The organism is Reichenbachiella sp. (assembly GCF_039969095.1).
GTDB lineage: Bacteria > Bacteroidota > Bacteroidia > Cytophagales > Cyclobacteriaceae > Reichenbachiella.
In genome coordinates this window covers 159228-180949 of record NZ_JBDVOL010000010.1, presented here as the reverse complement: position 1 = coordinate 180949, position 21722 = coordinate 159228, and the positions used below count along the sequence as shown (strand labels likewise).

16 protein-coding genes are annotated in these 21722 nt (G+C 39.7%); 4 read left to right on the top strand and 12 right to left on the bottom strand.

Annotation, left to right across the window (positions count from 1 at the left end):
- Positions 1–8: 8 nt before the first annotated feature.
- Positions 9–539, top strand: a complete 531-nt coding sequence (locus ABJH98_RS04110; RefSeq protein ID WP_348306361.1) for a hypothetical protein — start codon at positions 9–11, stop codon at positions 537–539.
- 107 nt (positions 540–646) lie between these two features.
- Here ABJH98_RS04110 and ABJH98_RS04105 read toward each other — a convergent pair whose 3' ends face one another.
- The 12 genes from ABJH98_RS04105 to ABJH98_RS04050 form a co-directional block, all read right to left on the bottom strand.
- A complete protein-coding gene (locus tag ABJH98_RS04105; RefSeq protein ID WP_348306360.1) occupies positions 647–1291 on the bottom strand; it encodes a hypothetical protein in 645 nt (214 codons plus the stop codon).
- A gap of 298 nt (positions 1292–1589) precedes the next feature.
- Positions 1590–2951, bottom strand: a complete 1362-nt coding sequence (locus ABJH98_RS04100) for a GH1 family beta-glucosidase (protein ID WP_348306359.1) — start codon at positions 2949–2951, stop codon at positions 1590–1592.
- Between the two features lie 3 nt (positions 2952–2954).
- Positions 2955–4007: a glycosyltransferase family protein gene (locus ABJH98_RS04095; RefSeq protein WP_348306358.1), complete on the bottom strand. Its 1053-nt coding sequence runs from the start codon at positions 4005–4007 to the stop codon at positions 2955–2957.
- Between the two features lie 12 nt (positions 4008–4019).
- The gene (locus ABJH98_RS04090) at positions 4020–4898 is read right to left on the bottom strand and encodes a metallophosphoesterase family protein (protein WP_348306357.1); all 879 of its coding nucleotides are present in this window, start codon (positions 4896–4898) and stop codon (positions 4020–4022) included.
- Positions 4899–5337: 439 nt separating this feature from the next.
- Positions 5338–5514, bottom strand: coding sequence for a hypothetical protein (locus ABJH98_RS04085; RefSeq protein ID WP_348306356.1), 177 nt, complete (start codon positions 5512–5514; stop codon positions 5338–5340).
- Entirely contained in the window at positions 5511–6269 is a 759-nt protein-coding gene (locus ABJH98_RS04080; RefSeq protein ID WP_348306355.1) for a hypothetical protein, read from the bottom strand. The genes ABJH98_RS04085 and ABJH98_RS04080 overlap by 4 nt, the downstream gene beginning before the upstream one ends.
- A 96-nt stretch (positions 6270–6365) precedes the next feature.
- Positions 6366–7406 (bottom strand): acyltransferase, encoded by a 1041-nt coding sequence (locus ABJH98_RS04075; protein WP_348306354.1) that lies wholly within the window; start codon positions 7404–7406, stop codon positions 6366–6368.
- Between the two features lie 5 nt (positions 7407–7411).
- Positions 7412–8332 (bottom strand): CPBP family intramembrane glutamic endopeptidase, encoded by a 921-nt coding sequence (locus tag ABJH98_RS04070; RefSeq protein ID WP_348306353.1) that lies wholly within the window; start codon positions 8330–8332, stop codon positions 7412–7414.
- Between the two features lie 30 nt (positions 8333–8362).
- Complete coding sequence (locus ABJH98_RS04065) at positions 8363–11503, bottom strand: glycosyl hydrolase (protein ID WP_348306352.1); 3141 nt, start codon at positions 11501–11503, stop codon at positions 8363–8365.
- 279 nt (positions 11504–11782) lie between these two features.
- Positions 11783–13864, bottom strand: a complete 2082-nt coding sequence (locus ABJH98_RS04060; protein ID WP_348306351.1) for a serine hydrolase — start codon at positions 13862–13864, stop codon at positions 11783–11785.
- Between the two features lie 177 nt (positions 13865–14041).
- Positions 14042–16363, bottom strand: coding sequence for a DNA topoisomerase 3 (locus ABJH98_RS04055; RefSeq protein ID WP_348306350.1), 2322 nt, complete (start codon positions 16361–16363; stop codon positions 14042–14044).
- 78 nt (positions 16364–16441) lie between these two features.
- Entirely contained in the window at positions 16442–16927 is a 486-nt protein-coding gene (locus ABJH98_RS04050; protein ID WP_348306349.1) for a YchJ family protein, read from the bottom strand.
- Positions 16928–17139: 212 nt separating this feature from the next.
- Here ABJH98_RS04050 and ABJH98_RS04045 point away from each other — a divergent pair, with 212 nt between their 5' ends.
- The 3 genes from ABJH98_RS04045 to rpe all read left to right on the top strand — a co-directional run bounded on the left by ABJH98_RS04045 (position 17140) and on the right by rpe (position 21694).
- Positions 17140–19542: an ABC transporter permease gene (locus ABJH98_RS04045; RefSeq protein ID WP_348306348.1), complete on the top strand. Its 2403-nt coding sequence runs from the start codon at positions 17140–17142 to the stop codon at positions 19540–19542.
- Positions 19543–19673: 131 nt separating this feature from the next.
- A complete protein-coding gene (locus tag ABJH98_RS04040; RefSeq protein WP_348306347.1) occupies positions 19674–20915 on the top strand; it encodes a hypothetical protein in 1242 nt (413 codons plus the stop codon).
- 119 nt (positions 20916–21034) lie between these two features.
- Positions 21035–21694, top strand: a complete 660-nt coding sequence (gene rpe / locus ABJH98_RS04035; protein ID WP_348306346.1) for a ribulose-phosphate 3-epimerase — start codon at positions 21035–21037, stop codon at positions 21692–21694.
- Positions 21695–21722 lie beyond the last annotated feature (28 nt).

Sequence of the window (21722 nt, the reverse complement as noted above, 5' to 3'; positions counted from 1 at the left end):
CCATAATCATGAAAACTAGAATCTTAATAACCGCTCTTTGTCTTATGCCCATTTTGGCCATGGCACAACCCGATTTCTCACAATTGGCTAAACAAAAAATCTCCGCACTTGACGTGATGGTTGGCGACTGGGAAGGCACCGGTTATCTCCTAACACCTCAAGGAAAAGAAGCTTCTCAAGTAACTGAAAAATTACGATACAAACTAGATAGCACCGTAATCATGGCAGAAGGCAAAGGTGTGATTACCCTAGAAGACGGGACTGAACAAGTCATTCATAACGCTTTGGGTATTATTTCATTCCATCCTTTTACCAAGCAGTATCAGATGAATTCGTTCATTTCCAAAGGCATGAGCACACAGGCAAAATTTGAGATTAAAGATGCTAATAATATGGTCTGGTGGATTGAAGCGGGGCCTTCTACCATTCGTTACTCACTCACTATCAAAGATGGCACCTGGACTGAAATCGGTGAACGCTCAATGGATAAAGAAAATTGGCAACAATTTTTTGAGATGAAATTGAAGAAGGTCGGATAACACATTTCCCATAGGTCAGGGTTTAAACACTGACTTATGGAATTACAATCCATCATTGGCTGGTTAATCTGGACTATCAATTTCTTAGGCAAGTTTGTAGCATACGCCTATTCTTTGTTAGCCAAATAGATTTGTAAACCTACTCTGAATCCAGCGCTAGTAATATCTCCATCTAGCCTACCGTCATCTTCATCATATTTGTTTTCACTTTTATCTATATAAACAGTGCCTTCTAACCCAACATTTTTTGTAATAAAATAAGACAGCCCCACTCCAAAGCTAAATTTATTACTGTTTGCAACCAATTTCTTATCTTCAATAAAATCCCCTGTAAGTGGTGAATAGAAATCTGCTCTGGAATATTCTTTACCAATGGCATACGACAATTCCGGAAATAGTGCCCAATTTCCAAATGGAATATAATACCTAATCCTAGGTTCAATGGAGAACTTAAATCTCTTTGTTTTATCACCATCAAATTCCTCAATTCTATAGCTAGTCGGTAACATAATTCCAATTGACAACCGATCAATTACTAAATAAGAAACATCTGGGCTTATATTGAAATTAAAAATTTTGGATGAAATTCCTGATTGAGCTAAGTACGAGTTAGATTTGGAATATTCGCCATCAACCTTGCCAAAATCCATAGAACCACCTACTAAAAAAGTTCCTTTCTCTAGCTGGCCAAAGGACTGGTGAGCAATACTTAAAATGAAAAGTGCTGAAATAACACATATGAATCGTTTCATAGAATGAGAATGTTTGTTTGTAGTAATACCCAATTCAAAATAGGAATAAAAATAGCGAATATAACAGATTTTTGACTCTACTCTCTCAGTGATTCATGACTCCCTTCAGGTGTGATAAATACTAACTTGCCAACTGATTCAATGAAATTAAAATTAAATTAACATTGCGTAATTACCACTTCTTCAAACTACCGATTTATCCCAGCATTCTGGGCGGATGGCAGTATGCACGAAGTGTGCAGCTCTTACCTATTACAGATCACCCGGACAATCGCCGGGTGATGACGACGTAAGGATTTCAAACCACCAAATTACGCACCTTGGCCGACTGCAAGAAACGTTTGTACCAGTGACCGGAATCTTTAATGATACGTTCTTGTGTTTCAAAATCAGTATGAATAAGGCCGAAACGCTGTGTATAGCCCTCTGCCCATTCGAAGTTGTCGAGAAGTGTCCATAAAAAATAACCCGTCACATTGACCCCTTCGCGTTGGGCTTTCAATACCTGATTGAGATATTGTTGGATAAACTGAATTCTATCCAAATCTTTGATTCGCCCTTCGACCACTCTTTCGGGAAAGGCTACGCCGTTTTCTGTGATGACCAATTCTTTCACGCCGTCGTAGGCATCATACTTCTTTAGTACATTGTATATGGACTTGGGATAAACCTCCCAGTTCATGGTAGTCAAGGGTACTTTTCGTTCATCCGCATTTACTATCTGTCCTTTCATGTAAGGAATCATCCAGTTGGATTTTACCACCTCACGGGTATAGTTCTGCACACCAATGAAATCAAAGTCAAAGTGCATCCGGCTTTCATCATGTGGCATCATGTATTTCTCCACACGTTTGGCAATTGGTAAATCGTCTAGCGGATAACCTAACCCCAAGGCAGGTTCAATAAAAAGTCTATTCAGCAGCGCATCGAACCGAGTGGCCGCAGCAATATCTTTGTCGTCGTCAGAAAATGGATCTACATGTGAACAAGAAAAAGTTGTGCCGATCTTAGCATCTTCCAATTCATTTCTAAGTATGCGAGCACCCAAACTTTGACAAAGTGTAGCGTGGTGCATGGCGGATAGAAAATTGCTCATTCCCTTTCTACCTGGAGCATGATAACCCAAAAAGTAACCCGCTCCGGTAAAGACCATCGGTTCGTTGAGAACCATCCAATTGCTGACCCGATCTCCAAAACTTCTGGCACAAAGGGTAGCAAATTCTTCGAACCAATTGAGAATTTCACGATTGGTCCAGCCACCCTGATCCTCCAAGGCCTGTGGCAAATCCCAATGATACAAAGTGACCCAAGGGGTAATATTTCTTTCCAAACAACCATCGATCAATCGATTGTAAAAGTCGATACCTTCCTGATTAACCTCCCCTATACCATTAGGCAATATGCGCGACCAAGCGATTGAAAATCGATAATTCGGAATGTGTAATTTCTGAATAAGATCAAGGTCTTTTTCGAAATGTTCATAGAAATTACAGCTGACATCGGCATGCGATCCATCTTTGATTTTCGAACTGTTTTGTACGAATTTGTCCCAAATGGACATGCCCTTGCCATGAATATTATGCGCCCCTTCGATTTGGTACGCGGCGGTAGAGACTCCCCATTGAAAGTCTTCGCCAAAATCAAACTTAGAATATCCCACTTATTATGATAATTTCAATTTCAAAAAAGAGAAGAAGCTTGGTTTAGTGACTGCAGGCTTCAGTTGGGACTGAATATGCTCCTCTAGCACCTTATCTACAATAAACTGCGTTTCATCTGGAAAATGAACAGGCACATGTTGATCTGATTTCACCCATTTTCTAATGTTTTTCACATTCTTTTTATTCAGCTTTTTAATAACAGGTACACCAAGATCTTTCAAGCCTTCTGCGTTAAAGTGTTGCTCGTATTGCCGTTTCATTGGGATCACTAATAGTTTTTTGTTCAGGTAAAGTGCCTCGGCCGGGGTCTCAAATCCAGCACCGCACAACACACCAGTCGCTGAAGCCATGCTTTTGCCAAATTTCTCTGCGTTGATCGGTTCTATTTTCACGTTACCCACTTCATAGGCTTCCTTGGTATGTTTAGAGAATACCTGCCACTCTGCTCTTTTTACTTCTGACAGCACTTTTATCAATTTCTTGTCCCCATAAGCAGGTAGATAAACAGTGTAATGCCCTTCGTCTGACATCTCTTGCTCGCGTATCTCTGAACGAATAATCGGAGTAAAAATCTGATCATCATATTTCTTGAAATGAAAGCTGTAATAGCTATCACAAGGGGCGTAGGACTTCAGCACTGCCCAACCCATCGGATCACTATGCGAGGGCACAGGCACTTTTTTAGAACGTAATGCACTTTGGTGACTCAAGCCAATGCACTTGACGCCTTTCAATCTACACGCCCAGGCTGAAATGGGCTCAAAGTCATTGATCACTAAATCGTAGTCTTTGACTGGACAACTTTTGATTTCATTCCAAACACGTCTCACCCGATTGGTTTTATAGGTAGCCAGCATATCTACTCCTCCTCCTTTGCCAAAGATGAAACTCAAACCTTTGTAAGCATATTTTACTGGAAAAGGCAAATCTATATCCGCCTGGACTCCGCTAATCAATAGGTCCACATGTGCCCGTTTCATCAGGGCCGGAATCACATCCTTAGCACGGCTCAAGTGGCCATTGCCTGTTCCTTGTATCGCGTATAGAATCTTCATTTTATTAATCGTTTAGATTTTTGGAGCTACGATGAGCATCTCTTGAAGCATCTTCCCATAGAGTTCTTTTGGCGAAAAGTCTGAGTGATAGTCCGCTTCGTGTTGTTCCTCAGATTCTGTTTCGCTTTTCGCAAATTCCTCATCCGTGTATTTGTACAAAGACCAAGCTCCTTTATTGTATTCTAGGGATGATAGGTTTTCTATCCAATCACCCGAATTCAAATAAGTCACGTTGCCATGCTCGGTTTCATAGTCTTTGATTTCCGGATGATGGATGTGCCCACACATCACGTATTTGTAGCCGTTTTCAGCTGCTATTGTAGTAGCCGTTTCTTCAAACTTGTTGATGAACTTCACTGCGCCTTTCACACTATTTTTTACTTTTTTTGATAAGGAGATTCTACCCTTGCCGAAAAATTCGCTGATGTTGTTCACCACCTGATTGATCAGAATCAAAGTATCATACCCAATCGCACCCAGCTTCGTCAGCCAGCGAGAGTGTTGCATCGTGACGTCGAATACATCGCCATGAAATACCCAGACTTTTTCACCTTCAAGCTCCAGCACCAACTTGTTTTGCAATCGAAAGGAACCTACCTTGAATCCTTCGAACTTGCGAAGCATTTCGTCGTGATTGCCCGTGATGTAATTCATCTTTACGCCTTTCGACATCCATTTGAATAAGTGGCTCACCACTTTCATATGGCTCTTGGGCCAATAGCGTTTGCTGAATTGCCAGATGTCGATAATGTCTCCATTGAGGATAACCTGCTTGGGAGAGACGCTACGCAGGTAGTTGAGAAGCTCCTTGGCACGACAGCCGTAGGTGCCTAAGTGGATGTCTGATAAGACCAGAATATCTACTTTTCGTTTTCTAGGCTTGCGGCTCATTTGGTTCTGAACGGAGAGTGTAAGGGCCTAATTAAGTTTAGTAGTAGGTTTAGGGTCAGCACTTCTACGAATTGCTGCATCGCGTTAAAAACTCTTATCTTCGGTCTTTTAAAATTGAAAGACAGCTTGGGGCCAGACAGAGGTAGGCTTGGTTTTAGTTGTGTCGTAATCATAATCTGCTTTTTACAAAAAAAGCGTGTGATTATTAACTACTGATTGTCAGACCACTAACCTTTTATTAAGTATTGGAGGGCTGTATTATCGCAATTTTATGAGATAGAGGGGGTGTGTTAAGAGAACAATTAAAAACACGTCATTGTCCGGCGTAACGTAAGTTCAGGCAATCCCTCTCGTCTAGCAAGATGATAGAAAAGAACAGTGCTTACCTCAAGCAGATCACCCGAACAAGTCGGGTGATGACGGAGATACGGAGAAGCTCTTACCGAAACACCAAATAAACAGTACCAAGCAGCCCTACAAAAAACAATACGACGCCTCCCATATAAAAGATCGAATTGAGTGGGGCAGCTACAACATCCCCATAACCTATCCCGATAAAGAACCAGCCAACGAATAGCGTGACTAAGAAGATGATAGTGGGTTTGGTGGATTTCATGAAAGAGCACAAGCAAAAAAATCAAAAATTTGGTTTAGGTATTTTATAAAAACACCAAAAATTACAAACCAACCAAACCATAATGGAATTAAATAATCCATTCGCATAATCCAACTCATTTTCTTTAAGAAGGGAAAACCCTTGATGAATATTCTAGAGTCATTTTCACTAAGCGTATAAGAAAACTTTAAAACATTATCTTTTCCTCTTTTATAAAAATCGGGTTCGTCATAAAAAGACTCATATGATTGCGAACCAGACAGAAGATTAAAGGATATAACAACATTATCAATTCTATTAAATGAAAGTAATTGAGTTGAACCTACTCTTGGCTTTGTTTTATCATCAAAATTTTCAAATTTACTTGAACTAAAATATCTATTAACCTTTAATTTAAGAACTTCCTGAGCTACATTATATGTATATGATTCTTTAATCGAATTCAAATTCAGAGTTTTTTTAATACTATTAATATTTAAAGAATACATTAAGAAATAGTATATAAAGACCACTCCTAACGATAATGGAATAACAAACGGATAATCAATAGTTCCTTGAGCAAAAAGTAGATTGATTCGATCAATTTTTATTCCTGCCATAACAATAATAAAGATTGCACCACCTGAAATGAAGAGATTCTTCCTCAACCTAGATACTCTATCAAGTATGTCTTTTGAGTCTTTTTTAATATTCCTAAAGCGTTGATCTTTGAGAGGCTTTATGATACTCTCTAGCTCTTTATTTGATAGCCCCATTTAAAACCATTCAAAACTTGTGTGACATTAATTCCCTCAGAAGTGCTGCATAAGGCGGACTGCTGATCCCACCTTGAGTTTTCAAGTTATAATGATTTAAACAAAAATCCTATTCCGAAGCCTTAGCGTAGGCTTTTCAATCAAATAAGACATAGCTATTCCCAGAAGTATTGACAAGAGAAAACAAGAAAATGTCATCAGATATGGGTCGAAGCTGAAACTGGAATAGAAAACGTCTTTGATGGTAAGGTGCCAGATGTATATGGAATAGGAATTCATACCTACGAAACTTAGCCATGACACCACTAGTACAACGGCTCTACTTTTACTCCTCTCATACAATTCCTCAAAATCTAAGGCTAATAAAACCAATAAGGTAAAACCTATATTGACTGTTGTCAACCCAAGTGTATTCATAAAGAATCCGCCACTGTGGAAAATAAAACCTGGAGCAATAAATACACCACTCAAGATCAGAACTGCTCTTTTGTGCCGTCTAAGAAATGTTAATGAATTCGTGAAATGATATAAGTAAGACAGCAACACACCCAACACAATTCCATCTGATCTGAGGTGGGTTTGGAAGAAACCAAAAAATTCATCGTTTCGGTGGGGATATGAAACATAAACTCTCATAACTAAACTCAGAATTAAAATGAAAGTCAAAACGCCAATCATAAATCCTTGATTCGACAGCATGTTCCTTTTTGTCAGAATCACAACCAACAAGCCAAAAAGTAAGTAAAAATGCTCCTCCACAGCCAATGACCAGGTATGCAGCCAAATGCCAGACCAATAGTTTTGCACGTAAAAAAATTCTGCTGCAATTTGATTCCAAGAATAGGATTCGCCACTGACCAGATAGCTCACTGTTAGCGTGGTGAGCAAAAAGAAATAGAACGGTGGAAAGATTTTGAACGCTCTTTTAGCAAAGAATCTTTTGATGTCAATCCTTTTGGTGGCTTTGTATTCTTCAAACAACAGATTGGAAATCAAAAACCCACTCAGTACAAAAAACAAATCCACTCCCAACCACCCAAAGTGTTGAACAAAGTTGTCAGAATTACTATGCCGAAAGAGCACCAAAATGATAGCCACGGCTCGCAAAATGTCTAATCCTTTATTTCTAGTTTTCAATGGAATTAAGCATCATGATTAGCAATAGAGGGATGCACCCAATGCTGAATCTTGCTTTTGTACTTCCAAACCAAAATCAATAAAACAGCCACCACATCCATGGCCATGAGGAGCACACTTCCTTCTGGACCAAAAGCACCTCCGGTCCACATATTATCTGGCATACTTGAACTAATGATGGATGCCTTGGGAATATGGCCACTATTGGCAAAGCCAAAGATGGCGGCTTGCGTAACATTCCATGAAAAATGTAGCCCAATCGACATCCCCAATCTACCTGATAATAGAAAAGGCATGCAGATCGTCAAGGCGTCGAATCCCAAATTGATGGAAGAATAAAGTGTGGCTCCGTCATTGCCATAATGGGCAAATCCGAAGAGCTGCGAGGTAAAAATGCAAGTAACAATCGCACTCGTTGTTCGGTTCTTCATCACAAGAGAAAGTGATTCGAAAATAATATAAAACAGAAAGACTCGAAAGATGATTTCTTCTGTGATACTGGCTGACATATTCGTCACTAGTTCTGTAACAAACCCCGCTGCAAAACTGTGATCTGGAGCACTTGTCACAAAATACCCAACAACATCCAGAAATCCAGCCAAATACATGGTAATGAAAAACAAGGAAATCTGAAAAGAAGCAATTCCACAACCTATGAAAAACTCTTTCATCCAAGGGCTTTTTAATTTCAGCCCATATTTGCCAAACGAGGATCGATCGATATATTTGACTTGAACATACAAACTTCCCACTATAGCCAAAAATGAAACTATCCGACTGAGGTTGGTACGCAATAGCCCTTCGTCTAAAATTTTACGAAGACCCATTTGAAAAGGAGAACTCAATAAACCCACTATAATTATAAAACTCAGCAAACGCCAAATGATTCGCACTTTGCCTTTTGAGTTGAACAGGAGCTTTTTCATGGTAATTTGATTTAGGTATTTATAGGTTTTCTACTCTTCCTTGATAATTATTGCATCAACGGATTGTTCCTTTACTAATTGATTGAACATAGAAATGTCTTCTTTCAGGATAATATCGAGCTTTTCCAATTGTACGTCAATTAGCCCACTCACTTCCTGCATATAGGCTAAGGCTTGATCAGTGGGCTGATAATCACCATAACTAGCCAAAGAATTCAGATGCCCCAACTTATTATTCAAACGAATAGGGAAATTCAATGGATCTTGATTGCTCTTGTTCTGTGTTTGATACAATTCTTCTTCGATCACCTTGAGCTTGTCCAAAATGTAAGCGGAAGTATCCACTACGGACTTCATTTCATCCATCTCCTTCACCTTATCTACAAAAGTGTTGATCTGGGCGCGGCTTTCTCGAATCTTCTTGATGGCCAAATTAGTCTCACTGAGTTTGTTTCTCACAGACATTAAAAAGTCAAATTGTGCTTTGAGCTCTTCTGCAGAGGAAGATGATCGTGGATCAGCTAAAATTTCAAAACTGGCTGACTTGGTTTGCCCTTTGGCGTTCAATTTCACTTCATAGGTACCTGGCAATGCCCGAGGCCCATTAAGAGATGCCCACCACAAAATCATCCCTTCAAATGACTCAGCTTTCTGGTAATGCATATCCCACGGAAAAACATTCAGACCCTTTTTGAGCTCATCCAATTTTCCTTCTGCACTTTCTTTTTCAGCATGTGTAGAGAATGTTTTGATCAACTCTCCCGAGGTTTCATAAAAGCTCAACGTGACTGTATCTTCCTTTTCAGGTTTTTTTTCCAAATAGAAATGTGTCAACACTCCGCCTGGGTGGTTGTCACCCTTTCGTTTGCTCTTATTCCAATTGCCTCCATTCATCCGGTAGGATGGCATGGGCTGATACAAATGAACTGATCCATTATTCGAATCATTCATGTGATGAAAAACGGTAAGGTCATCCAACAGCCAAAAGCTTCTACCCTGTGTGGCTGCAATCAGATTGTCATTTTTGATAGCCAAATCTGTAATCGGAACGATCGGCAAATTCATTTGCAAGGTTTGCCAGCTGGCTCCATCATCAAAAGAGATGTACATGCCATTTTCTGTCCCGGCAAAAAGCAACCCTTTTCGCTTAGGATCCGCTCTAACTACTCTTGTGAAATGTTCCGTACTAATACCGTTTGTGATTTTCTGCCAGGTTTTGCCATAGTCTTTGGTCTTGTATAAATAAGGTCTATAATCGCCCAGCTTATATCTCGTACCAGCGATGTATGCCCCTCCCTTCACGAATGGATCAATTTCAACAGAATTGATCATCATCCATTCTGGCATACCAGTCGGCGTCACATTGGCCCAATTTTCTCCACCATCTTTTGTCAAATGAACCAACCCATCATCTGACCCAGTCCAAATCAAGCCTTCTTCTTGAGGAGATTCCGCGAAAGCGAAGATGGTGCAATAGTATTCTACGCTCGTATTGTCTTTGGTGATAGGCCCTCCTGAGGAAACTAGTTTTGAAGTGTCATTTCTAGTCAGATCTGGACTAATGATTTTCCATGATTGACCTTCGTTTTCACTGACGTGCAGATAATTAGAAGCTGTGTACAATCGTTTCGGATTGTGTGGAGAAAACTGAATAGGAAAGTTCCATTGGAAACGATACTTCATACCTTCTGCCCCATGTCCCATGGGATTGTCTGGCCAGACATTGATGCCTCTAATTTCTTCTGTCTGATGATTGTATCTGGTAAAAAAGCCATCATAACTCCCGCCATACACAATGTCATTGTTTGCAGGGTCTATGGCCAAGTGAGCACTTTCACCTCCAGCGGTATCTTCCCAATCGCTTTCGTCGATAGCTCCGCCACTTGTGCGGTGAGGAATTCTCACGGTGGAATTATCTTGCTGTGCACCGTAAATCCGATAAGGAAAATGATCGTCTGTCGTCACTCTATAAAACTGTGCCGTGGGTTGATTGTGATAAGTGGACCAATTCTCTCCTGCATCAAACGACACCTGAGCACCACCATCATCACCCATAATCATACGATCCGCATCTTCAGGTGCGATCCACAAATCATGGTGATCACCATGAGGGGCATAACTAGATTCAAAAGTTTTGCCTCCATCCTTAGATTGGTGATAGGCTACATTCAACACGTAGACTTTGTCTTCGTCTTGTGTGTCAGCATAGATTCTAGTATAGTACCAAGCGCGCTGTCTGAGGCTACGACTTTCATTCACTTTAGCCCAGTTCTTACCCGCATCATCGGAACGATAAACCCCGCCTTTTTCGTTTTCTAAAATCACCCATACTCTATCCGAGTTGACAGGTGAGACGGTAACGCCTGATATGCCCCAAATACCTTCGGGCAGGCCTTTGTTGCCAGAAATGTCGGTCCAGGTGTCTCCTCCATCCGTACTTTTCCATAAGGCAGAGCCTTCACCTCCACTCGACAAACTGTACGGTGTTCTTCGGACTCTCCATGTAGAGGCGTATAAGATTCTAGGGTTGTTAGGATCGAAAGTGAGATCTACGGCACCTGCGTCCCTGTTGGCAAACAAAATCCTTTCCCAGTTTTTACCTCCGTCTTTGGAGCGATAGACGCCCCGGGTCTCGCTTGATTTGTACAAATCACCCAAGACGGCTGCATACACTAAGTCTGGGTTTTTAGGATGGACTCTGATTCTTGGTATGTGTCTGGAATCTTCCAGTCCCATATGTTTCCAGGTCTTGCCAGCGTCTTCTGACTTCCACATGCCGCTGCCTGAAGATACATTTCCTCTGACGGTCACTTCTCCTCCACCCACATAGATTACATTGTTGTCCCACTCACTGACTGTGACGGCACCGATCGAGCCGCCAAAAAACTTATCAGAGATGTTTTCCCAGCTGTTGCCTGCATCTGCGGTGCGCCAGACGCCTCCACCTGTAGCACCCATGTAGTACAAATTAGGTTTGCCAGACACGCCCGTGACAGCAGCTGATCGTCCTCCTCGATACGGACCAATGCTCCGCCACTCCATACCCTCATATACTTTCGTGTCGTAATTGACTTTTTCAGGAGTTGAGTTTTTTCTTCTTTTTTGAGCTTCTAGGATCGTACCAAATGAAATGAAGAAGAGTGCTGCAAGCAGCGAGAATACCTTATGCATAATTGGAAATGGTTTTTGAATCAAACCAATCTATTCAATTTAATGCTCACAACAAAGCGGTATTTTGGGAGTGGTTATACGAAGTTATATAGATACGTTTTATGAGCCCAGCCTTATTAATTTATATTATGCTTTTAATGAAAGACTTATATTAATAGTCTAACTCTAATTACTTAAATCAAGAAAAAATTGAATTGACTACAAACGTCCTCCTGGTTTTCTTAATACGAAATTATGCACTTTGAAAACATCTGTTTAACGCTTTAAACATCAATAGTTTTAATTATTATTTTCCTTATAAATTGCTGCTGCAAGTTTTTGAACTTCTAGAGGGAGACCATTTAAAGCATTCGTTAATATAGGTGTGTTGGATAAGAGGGATATAACGATTCCATCGTCTGGATATAAAATTAGAACTGCACCTGATGATGGCAATTCTCCTACATGATACCAGATGCTATGACCATTAAAATCTTTACCAATAAACCATCCTAACCCATAATTAGTAAGCTTTTTATCAATTGTGTATTGTGATTCAAAAAGTTTGTTTTTTAATTTCTCATCAAAATAATCACCATATAGTAATTCATTCCCAAATATTAATAGATCTTCCGTAGTTGAAATTAAGCCACCACTTGGATAGCCATAACTTAAGTCATAAGGTTTAGCTTCATGCTCATTTGGATAGTAAAATTTACTTTTATTAATCATTATACTATCTGATATGTCTCCGTAGGTATTTGACATAAGAAGTGGTTCCCATATGTTGTATTGCATATAATCCAAGTAACTTTCGCCCGAAGCTCCTTCAATGACAGCTCCCAATAAGTCATAACCATAAGAGGAATATAAAAAATCAGTTCCTGGCTCTGACATCAGTGTGTCTTCCTTGAATATAGAAATTGCTTCAGTTGCTGTATGGAAATGTGGATTTCCAAACAATTCATCCAAACTGATTTCATAGTAGTCTCGAATACCTCCAAGATGTCCAGCTAATTGACGTGAGGTTAGTGAATCTCTTTTTGTTGGAAAAGAAGGAACATATCTTCTGACATCAAGGTCCAAATCTAGTTTTCCATCAGAAACCAAATTTATTATTGCGGCCGATGTAATTGATTTAGATACGCTTGCGATTCTAAAGCGTGTTTGTGAATTCACGAATTTTTCATTTTCAAAATCCGAATACCCAAATCCTTTAGAAAACAGCATATTTTTATTCAAACTCACAGAAATCTGCATTCCTATAATAGAATAATACTCTAAAAAATCATGACTCCATTCCTCTATCAGAGAATTCTTTTGATCAGAAACTCTACTCTTTGACACACTTACTTCAGCAAAAGAATTGGCGTTTATAGTAGGATTGTTACTCATTAAAACATTAGCAGAAATAATACTTGTTCCTCTTTCCCATGCACCAAAACTATTACTTCTTGAATAACACTTATATTTTAGCAAATCAGATTTAGTCCTAGTATCTCCAAATGCTATTACCGGAATTGGAGCTCTACTAGAATAATCAGAAATTGGGACCATTTCGCCATCAATTATCACGGTATCCCTTATGATTTTATCTGGATTTAATCTTCCATATTCAGCCAAAGTATTGAACATTTTGAGGCGATCTTTATCTTCCAGTATCCATTCAAATACCAAAAAAAATGACTCATCTTCTATTTTAATGTCATATGATGATAGGTCAAAATCTATCCATCCTCTTTTGATACTTGATTTTATTACAATACTCTCATTAACTAAATCTTTACCTGGAATATTATTATTTGAGCTATCTACCTCTAGAAATCTAACACGCACTTTAAATTCAGATTCTGTGTTTTTTGTAATAAATAATCGCGCTTTGTCTATGAATTTCAAATCTAAATTATCATTTTTTTCAATTAGCAAAGCCATTGCACTCCCTGCAGAAGAGGAGTCTAAATACATTTGACCCTGCACCATTAAATGTTTCTTTCCATTACCCAGCCAAGATCGTTTGGCTTTATTTTTTTGCGTCGGTGCAGAAATGATTATTTTATCAAGATAAATTGCTTTTTCCTTAAGACGTATAACGAGTTTATTTTTGAGAATAATGGATTCAATAGGTATGATTATGGTTTCATAACCAATTGCGGAGAAAAGTAGATTCTCGTCTAAAAGGGAATCTGGTATTGTAATGGAGTAACTTCCATCACTGTTCGAAATTGTTCCTGTGGCAGAATTTAATATGCCAATATTCACATAAGACACTGGCGTATTATTGATGTTTTCAAGCACTTTACCCTCAATAACAACTTGAGAAAAACAAGAAATAAAAGGCAATAACAGCAAACCTGTTAACAGGACTTTTCTAAAACTAATCATACTATAATGAATGATTCTTTGGCTATTAAAGTTGTCTTTAAATAAAGTGAACTATTCATTTTTTACGCATCGATTATACAAACATCAATATAACTAATTGATCAATGTCTCAGAGATATGAATGGTATACCAAACACAATTAATTATCGATTCCTTGGAAATGTTATTAGTTGAGTGTCAATAACTTCCCTTCATCATCTCCAAAACCAACTCCTTGGACAACGGTCTTCCATTGGCTCGAATCTTGATCTCATCGAAGGCGAATCTAAAATCACAGCCCGCTTTCCAGGCGCTGCAGCCGTAGGCTGCTTGGCCTTTGATGATTGTACCTTTGCCGCACTTGGGGCATGGCGGCATGTCACTCCCCTCCTTTTTGGGATTGGGAGACTTGTTTTCGAATTCCAAATCAAAAGTGTCGGTCAGCTTCAAAACACCTTCTACCTTCCCTCCTTCCAAAACAAACCCTTTGATTTTGGTGGTGGCTTTCTTTTGGAGCAAGCGTTTAATTTGTGCTTCGGTGAGCTTTTTGTCCATAAAGACAAAAGGCAAACGCAAATCGCAACCCTCTTTCCACGCACTACAGCCGTAGGCCGATTGACCTTTCAGAATATTTCCTTTTTGGCATTTCGGACAGGTCATCCCGACTAAGGTTGTCTTTTTCTTTGGTGCAGGTTTCCTGGCTTTAGTAGCTGAGGCTGTTTCCAGTCTGGGTTTACCCGTTTCCATTCTCACTTCATAGACTAAATCATCCACCATTTTTTTCATGTTGACGATAAAGTCTCTGGCACTGAAAGCGCCATCCTCTATTTCCTTAAGTTGTTTCTCCCACTGCCCAGTCAACTCGGCAGATTTAAGCAACTCATTCTGAATAGTCCCAATCAATTGAATCCCCATAGGCGTAGGAATCACTTGTTTCTTGCGGCGTTGCGTATATTTTCTACGAAACAACGTTTCGATGATATTGGCACGAGTAGAAGGTCTACCAATCCCATTGGCTTTCATCAAATCTCTGAGTTCTTCATCATCCACCTGTTTTCCAGCCGTCTCCATCGCTCGAAGCAAAGAAGCTTCCGTATAGTATTTGGGTGGTTTAGTGGTCTTTTCTATAAATGAAGGCTCGTGTGGCCCTTGCTCCCCTTTTTCGAAAGATGGGAGAATATTGTCATCTTCTTCTTTGTTCTCTTCGTCATTGTCCTCGTCGTCTTTCCCTTTCTTTTCTTTTGGGAAAAGTACTCGCCAACCTTCTTCTAATATCTCCTTGCCTTTGGCTACAAACTTCACTTCTTCCACCTCAGCACTCACTTGAGTCTTAGCTACTTGACAATCCGGATAAAATACTGCAATGAATCTTCTGACGATGATATCATACACTTTTTGTTGATCTCCAGTCAACGGCTTTTCTTCACCCGTTGGAATAATGGCATGGTGATCTGTGACTTTTTTATCATTGAAAACTTTAGTTGACTTTCGAATCTTCCCTCCCAAAACAGAACTGGTGAAAGTAGAATAAGCTGTCAAACCTTTCAATATACCTGGCACCTTTGGATACATATCATTGGGCAGGAAAGTGGTGTCGACTCTTGGGTAAGAAACCACTTTCATTTCATAAAGGCTTTGTACCAGTTTTAATGTCGCTTCCGCGGTAAACCCGAACTTGTTGTTGCAAAACACCTGAAGTGCTGTCAAGTCAAAGAGTTTAGGCGCATATTCTTTACCTTCTTTTTTTTCAATATCAACGATGACCAAATCCTTTCCCGATACCTGGTTTAGTAACTTCTCTCCTTCCTCTTTCGTGAAAAACTTTCCTTCAGTGTTATTGAATTTCGTGTCACGGTAAACCGTCTGCAATTCCCAATACGAAGTAGGTTTGAAATTCTCAATTTCATGATGTCGATTAACGAGCATGGCCAAAGTAGGTGTTTGCACCCGACCAATGGAGAGCACTTGTTTGAAACCACCATATTTAAGGGTGTAGAGTCTGGTTGCATTCATGCCAAGTAACCAATCGCCAATAGCTCTTGAGCTGCCTGCGTAGTACAAATTATCAAAATCTTCTGCAGGCTTGAGGGCTTCGAATCCAGTTTTGATTGCCTCTGTGGTCAACGAAGAAATCCAAAGTCTTTGTACCTCTCCTTTATACTTCGCTTGCTTAATCACCCAGCGCTGGATGAGTTCTCCTTCTTGACCAGCATCCCCACAGTTGATTACCACTTGTGCTTTGTCCAACAAGCCTTTGATTACTTTGAATTGCTTCTTTACGCCACCATCATCCATGACCTTGGTTTCGAAACGCTCTGGTAACATGGGCAATGTATTCAAATCCCAGCGTTTCCAGTGAGGCTTATAATCTTCAGGCGGATAAAGTGTACAAAAGTGCCCAAAGGTCCAAGTGACTTGATAGCCATTGCCTTCAAAATAGCCATCTTTTCGCTCCTTGGCTCCAATCACCTGAGCGATTTCCTTGGCTACACTGGGCTTCTCGGCAATGCAAACTTTCATTGATGGATTTAGACTTTTGAGCTAATTAGATTTTCTAATTGAATTTCAAATTAAGTCATATTGAACTTAACATCGAACTTAACCACAGCACTTTTTATATTTCTTTCCACTACCACATGGACAAGGGTCATTGCGATGCACTTTCTTCATCAAATCTATTTCCTTCGGATTAATCTCTCCATCAAGATAATACCAGTTTTCATCCTCTTTTAAAAAGTTAGAACGTTCATGATGTACTTGCTTTTTTCCTTTAGGATCTGTGAAATAAGCTTTGAATTCAACCACACCTTTAGTATCTGAAACACTCCCATGCGCTACACTTACAATTTCTAGTTGATTCCAGGTATTTTCTCTAGCCCATTGCTCAATCCCTTCAATTTTATAAGCAGCTCGATGTTTGCTATGCGTGGTGTTGTAAAGATATTGCGCCTCGCTCAAGCAATAAGCAGTATATCTGGAACGCATCAATGCCAAAGCCGTCTTGGCTGGTTCACCTTTTATGATAGTACCACAACACTCATTTATATTCTTTTTGGAGCCACAGAGGCAATTGTTGTCTTTCATAAAAACTATTCTAACATCAACCTCAAAGGTAATATGGTAGAGCTAATCTTTAACAGCTATACTATCCTTCAATAATCAAATCAACATCTATCGTCCGTGTATTTGTCGGTTTAATTGATGTTTTTGACCCTAGGAATCAACCATTCGTGTAAAACAGGCAGAAAAATTGAAGTGAAATCGTTCACTTTAGTGGCAAACTCAAAATACCTCGCATGTTAAAAAACTACTTTCTTGTTGCCTTTCGCAGTTTACTCAGAGACAAGTTTTATAGTTCAATCAATGTACTCGGCTTAGCACTTGGCATCACCTGTTGCCTACTCATCATGATATACATCAGTGATGAGCTCAGTTATGATCGCATGCATACTAAAGCAGATCGCATTTATCGTATCAATGAATTTATGGAAGACGAAAGTGGTGGTGAAAGATCATCCAGCCTCCCATTTCCCGTTGGGCCAACTCTTTCCGCTGAATATCCGTCACTGGTAGAAGCTCAAGTTCGTTTGTTTGATTACCAATCTCCAACCCTGATGATCGAAAACAAACAAACCAACAAGGCTTTCAACGAAAGGAGAATGTTCTTTGCAGACTCTACATTTTTTGATGTATTTGATTTCGAACTAATCAAAGGAGATAAAAATACAGCACTCGATGAGCCCAACGACCTACTCATTACAGAAACAATGGCTAAAAAGTACTTTGGCAATGAAGATCCCATTGGTAAAATCCTCCGTTTCCAAAATGAACGCGACTTGATCGTAAAAGGCATTTTAGCAGACACGCCGCATAATACACACTTCCAATTCGACTTTATTGGTGCTATGGGTTCTGTCCGTCAAGGATTTGGCGGTAGCCTGCCTCGTACATGGTACTGGAATCCGTGTTGGACCTATCTGGTGCTAAAAGAGGGAACTCAGGCAAGCGACTTGGAATCTTTATTCCCAGACTTTATTGTCAAGTTCTTTCCTGATTTTATGCAAGGTGAAGTGGTCATGAGACTACAGGCACTCACAGATATTCACCTTACTTCTGATCTTGAGTTCGAAATTCAACCCAACAGTAGCGAAAACAACGTGTATGTGTTTTCTATTATTGGAATTCTGATTCTCTTTATCGCCTGCTTCAATTATATGAATCTTTCGACAGCTAAATCAGCCAAACGATCTAAAGAAGTCGGCATTCGGAAAACTTTGGGAAGTAAAAAGAGATATCTGGTTTCTCAGTTTTTACTCGAGTCGATATTGATCACAAGCATTGCTGTATTAGTTTCCCTGCTGTTTTTCTGGCTGATCCTGCCATCTTTCAATGCCTTTACAGAAAAGTCTATAGGGTTTGCCATGCTATTGCAACCCAAAATCCTGTTAGGATTATTGGGAGTCGTACTATTTATTGGTGTAGGAGCGGGCATCTATCCCGCATTTGTTTTGAGCTCATTTTCTATTATCAAAGGACTCAAAGGCGCACAAAAAGGCAGCAGCAGTCGCCTGCGACAGACGCTGGTGATTATTCAGTTTTGCATTTCAATTATCATGATCATTGGCACCTCTGTGGCCGTGAACCAACTAGATTTTTTGAGGCAAAGCGATACTGGATTCGACAAAGAGCAAATCTTGTATATATCTGCTCAGCGTACCCCGATGGTTCAACGCTACGAAGCCTTCAAAAAAGAAATCACCAGACATACAGATATTCAAAATGTAACGGGCGTAGTGGACGCACTTGGTGCCAGGCATCAAGGAGATAATTTTAGATTTGAAGGTATGGAGCGCTCTTCCTTGTTTTCCGTCTTCTGGCCCATGCATGACTTCTTTGAAACATTTGGATTGAATGTAGTACAAGGTCGACCGTTTAAAAAGAATATTCTATCGGATGACACGGCTGCTGTAGTAATCAACCAAGCCATGTGCCGACGTATGAACTGGAGAGATGATGAAGCCATCGGTAAAAGTTGTGAATACAGCAATCGACAAGGAAAGGTGATCGGAGTAGTTGAAGATTTTAATTTTGCATCCAAGCATCGCAATATTGAACCGTTGGTTATTCAACCTCGAATTGACCCTGGCAACTTCAATTTCCTGATCAAATATGTGGCTATCAAAATGGACACCGAAAACCTCAAAGAAACATTGTCATTTGTAGAAAGCAAATGGAACGAATTCGCTCCAGGCTGGCCATTCGATTATTTCTTCTTGGAGGACGAATTGAATACGCTCTATAAAGACGAAGACAAACTCAGCAAGGTCGCCAGTTTGTTTTCAGGGTTAGCCGTTGTAGTCGCCTGTCTGGGTCTGTTTGCGCTTGCTTCCTTTACTGCAGAGCAGCGCAAAAAGGAAATTGCGGTCAGAAAAGTATTGGGAAGCACGATTCCTCAAATCATCCTTTTGCTTTCGAAAGACTTTACCAAACTCATCACTATCGCTTTTGTGATTGCTTGCCCATTGGCCTATTTCTCCATTGACAACTGGCTCAACAATTTTGCTTTCCGAATAGACATGAACCCTTTAATTTTCATTTTTGCTGGTATAGGAACCTTGATCATTGCACTGATCACCATCAGTTTTCAATCCTTAAAAGCCGCATCAGCCAATCCATCTACTGTATTGAAATACGAATAAAGAAAATAGCATAGTTTGGTATAATGAGTAAAGCGCCCCGAGGAGTCGGGGCGCTTTTTTACCATTCAAGTAAATTTGAAAACTTAAAATCAATTTTGAAGTTTATTTAATAGATCACCAATACTAGAATTTTGGACACTCAATCAACAATAAGCAACTGTAAAGTTCAAATCGAACGATTGCTCGAATGGGGTACTTCTGATCAATGGCAAAATCAGGAGTTTGAGGAATTGAGCCAAATCATATTCAACAAGACTGGCGTCAGTCTTAGCCATACTACGCTGAAACGTGTGTGGGGAAAAGTAAATTATGCCAGTCAACCTAGTATTAGCACTTTAGATGCATTGGCCAATTTTTTAGATTATCCGAGTTGGTCAGCTTACAAAAGAGCACAAGATTCTAGCCGCACTTCAAAGAAATTCCAAATCCCCAATATCCTGACCAAAAGAGTAGTCACGATTCTCTCTTTAATTATCCTTGTTAGTTTCAGCAGTTGGTATATTATCACCTCCAATTTGAGCAATCCTAAGGCATTGACTGCTAACTTGAATTTTAAAGCATCCTACGCTTCCCACGGATTGCCTAACACAGTCATTTATTCTTTTAATGCCAATGAAATTGAAGCTGAACAACTCGTGATTCAACAGTCTTGGGATAAAAGCAAACGGATCAAAATAAATCAAAACCAAACAGCCGCAACTTCAGTCTTCTATTACCCTGGATATTTCCGATCAAAATTTGTTGCAGATGAAGTCGTACTCAAAGAGGCAGATGTGTACATCGAAACAGACGGATGGCTCGGAACCATAAATTCGGAACCTGTGCCTGTATATTTAGAAGAAGGCGATTTAATTAAAAAAGGAAAATTGAGTCTGTCTGATGAAGGTATTGCGCAATTGAACAAACTGAATCAACCCGTCAGCTTTCATTATTACACCACAGAAAAAAGCATCTCCGGAGACGATTTTAGCTTTGAAACTAGCATAAGGTATGCTCAGGTCAATCAAGCTTCGGCATGCAAATATGCCAAGGTCGTCATTCATTTCTCCGAAGGCGCATTTTTGATACCATTTGCTATTCCTGGCTGTATTGGTGAAATCAATGTTTTAGCAATGGATCAATATATCTCTGGCATAGAAAATGATTTGTCTGCCTTTGGACTATCTCTTGCCAACTGGCAACAAATAGATATAACCAGTAAAAACAAAAAGCTCAATGTGTCAGTAGGCAATCAAAAGATATTTTCGACTTCCTTCAGCAAGGATCCGGGCTATTTGGTTGGCGTCAGCTATTTATTCGATGGAATAGGAGAAGTTGATCACCTCTCGATTACGAATGGGAAAGTGAAGTGGCAGTTTGATGAACAATTCTAAATAAGGATTTCGACTTCTTTATATTCTTAAGTCATCTAAAAATGATCTGAACAACAAAAAAATGAATCAGTCAAGACATCTCATTTTCGAGCGTCTTATATTTGCGACAAAAAAACTCCATGCCCAATTCAGTCAAAATAGCTCCTTCCTTACTTTCAGCAGATTTTTCCAGACTTGGTGCCGATATCGAAATGGTAGAAAAAGGAGGTGCGGAAGTAATTCATTATGATGTGATGGATGGCCACTTTGTACCCAACCTGACCATTGGCCCATTGGTACTCAAAGACATTAGAAAATGCACCAAACTTCCAATTGATGTTCATTTGATGATCGAAAATCCGGACCAATACATCCCGGATTTTGCTAAAGCTGGAGCAGACTGGATCAGTGTACATGTAGAAACCTGCCCTCACTTGCATCGAACGATTCAGTTGATCAAGGAATTGGGTAAAAAGGCCGGAGTGGTTTTGAACCCACATACCCCATTAAGTAGCATTGATGAAATTTTGCCTGAAGTAGACTTTGTCTTGATCATGTCTGTAAACCCTGGTTTTGGAGGACAAAAATTGATTCCATCTTGCATAGATAAGATTGCCAAATTAAAAGCCACATTGAAAGAGAGAAATCTCGAACATATCTTTATTGAAATAGATGGAGGCGTAAAACTGGACAATCTCAAATCCGTCATTGATGCAGGAACTGAAGTGATTGTATCTGGTTCAGGAGTTTTCAATACTGAAGATCCGATAGCTACGATCCAGCAAATGAAGGAAGTCTAAGCTAATCATGAAGAATTGATAAGAAAAC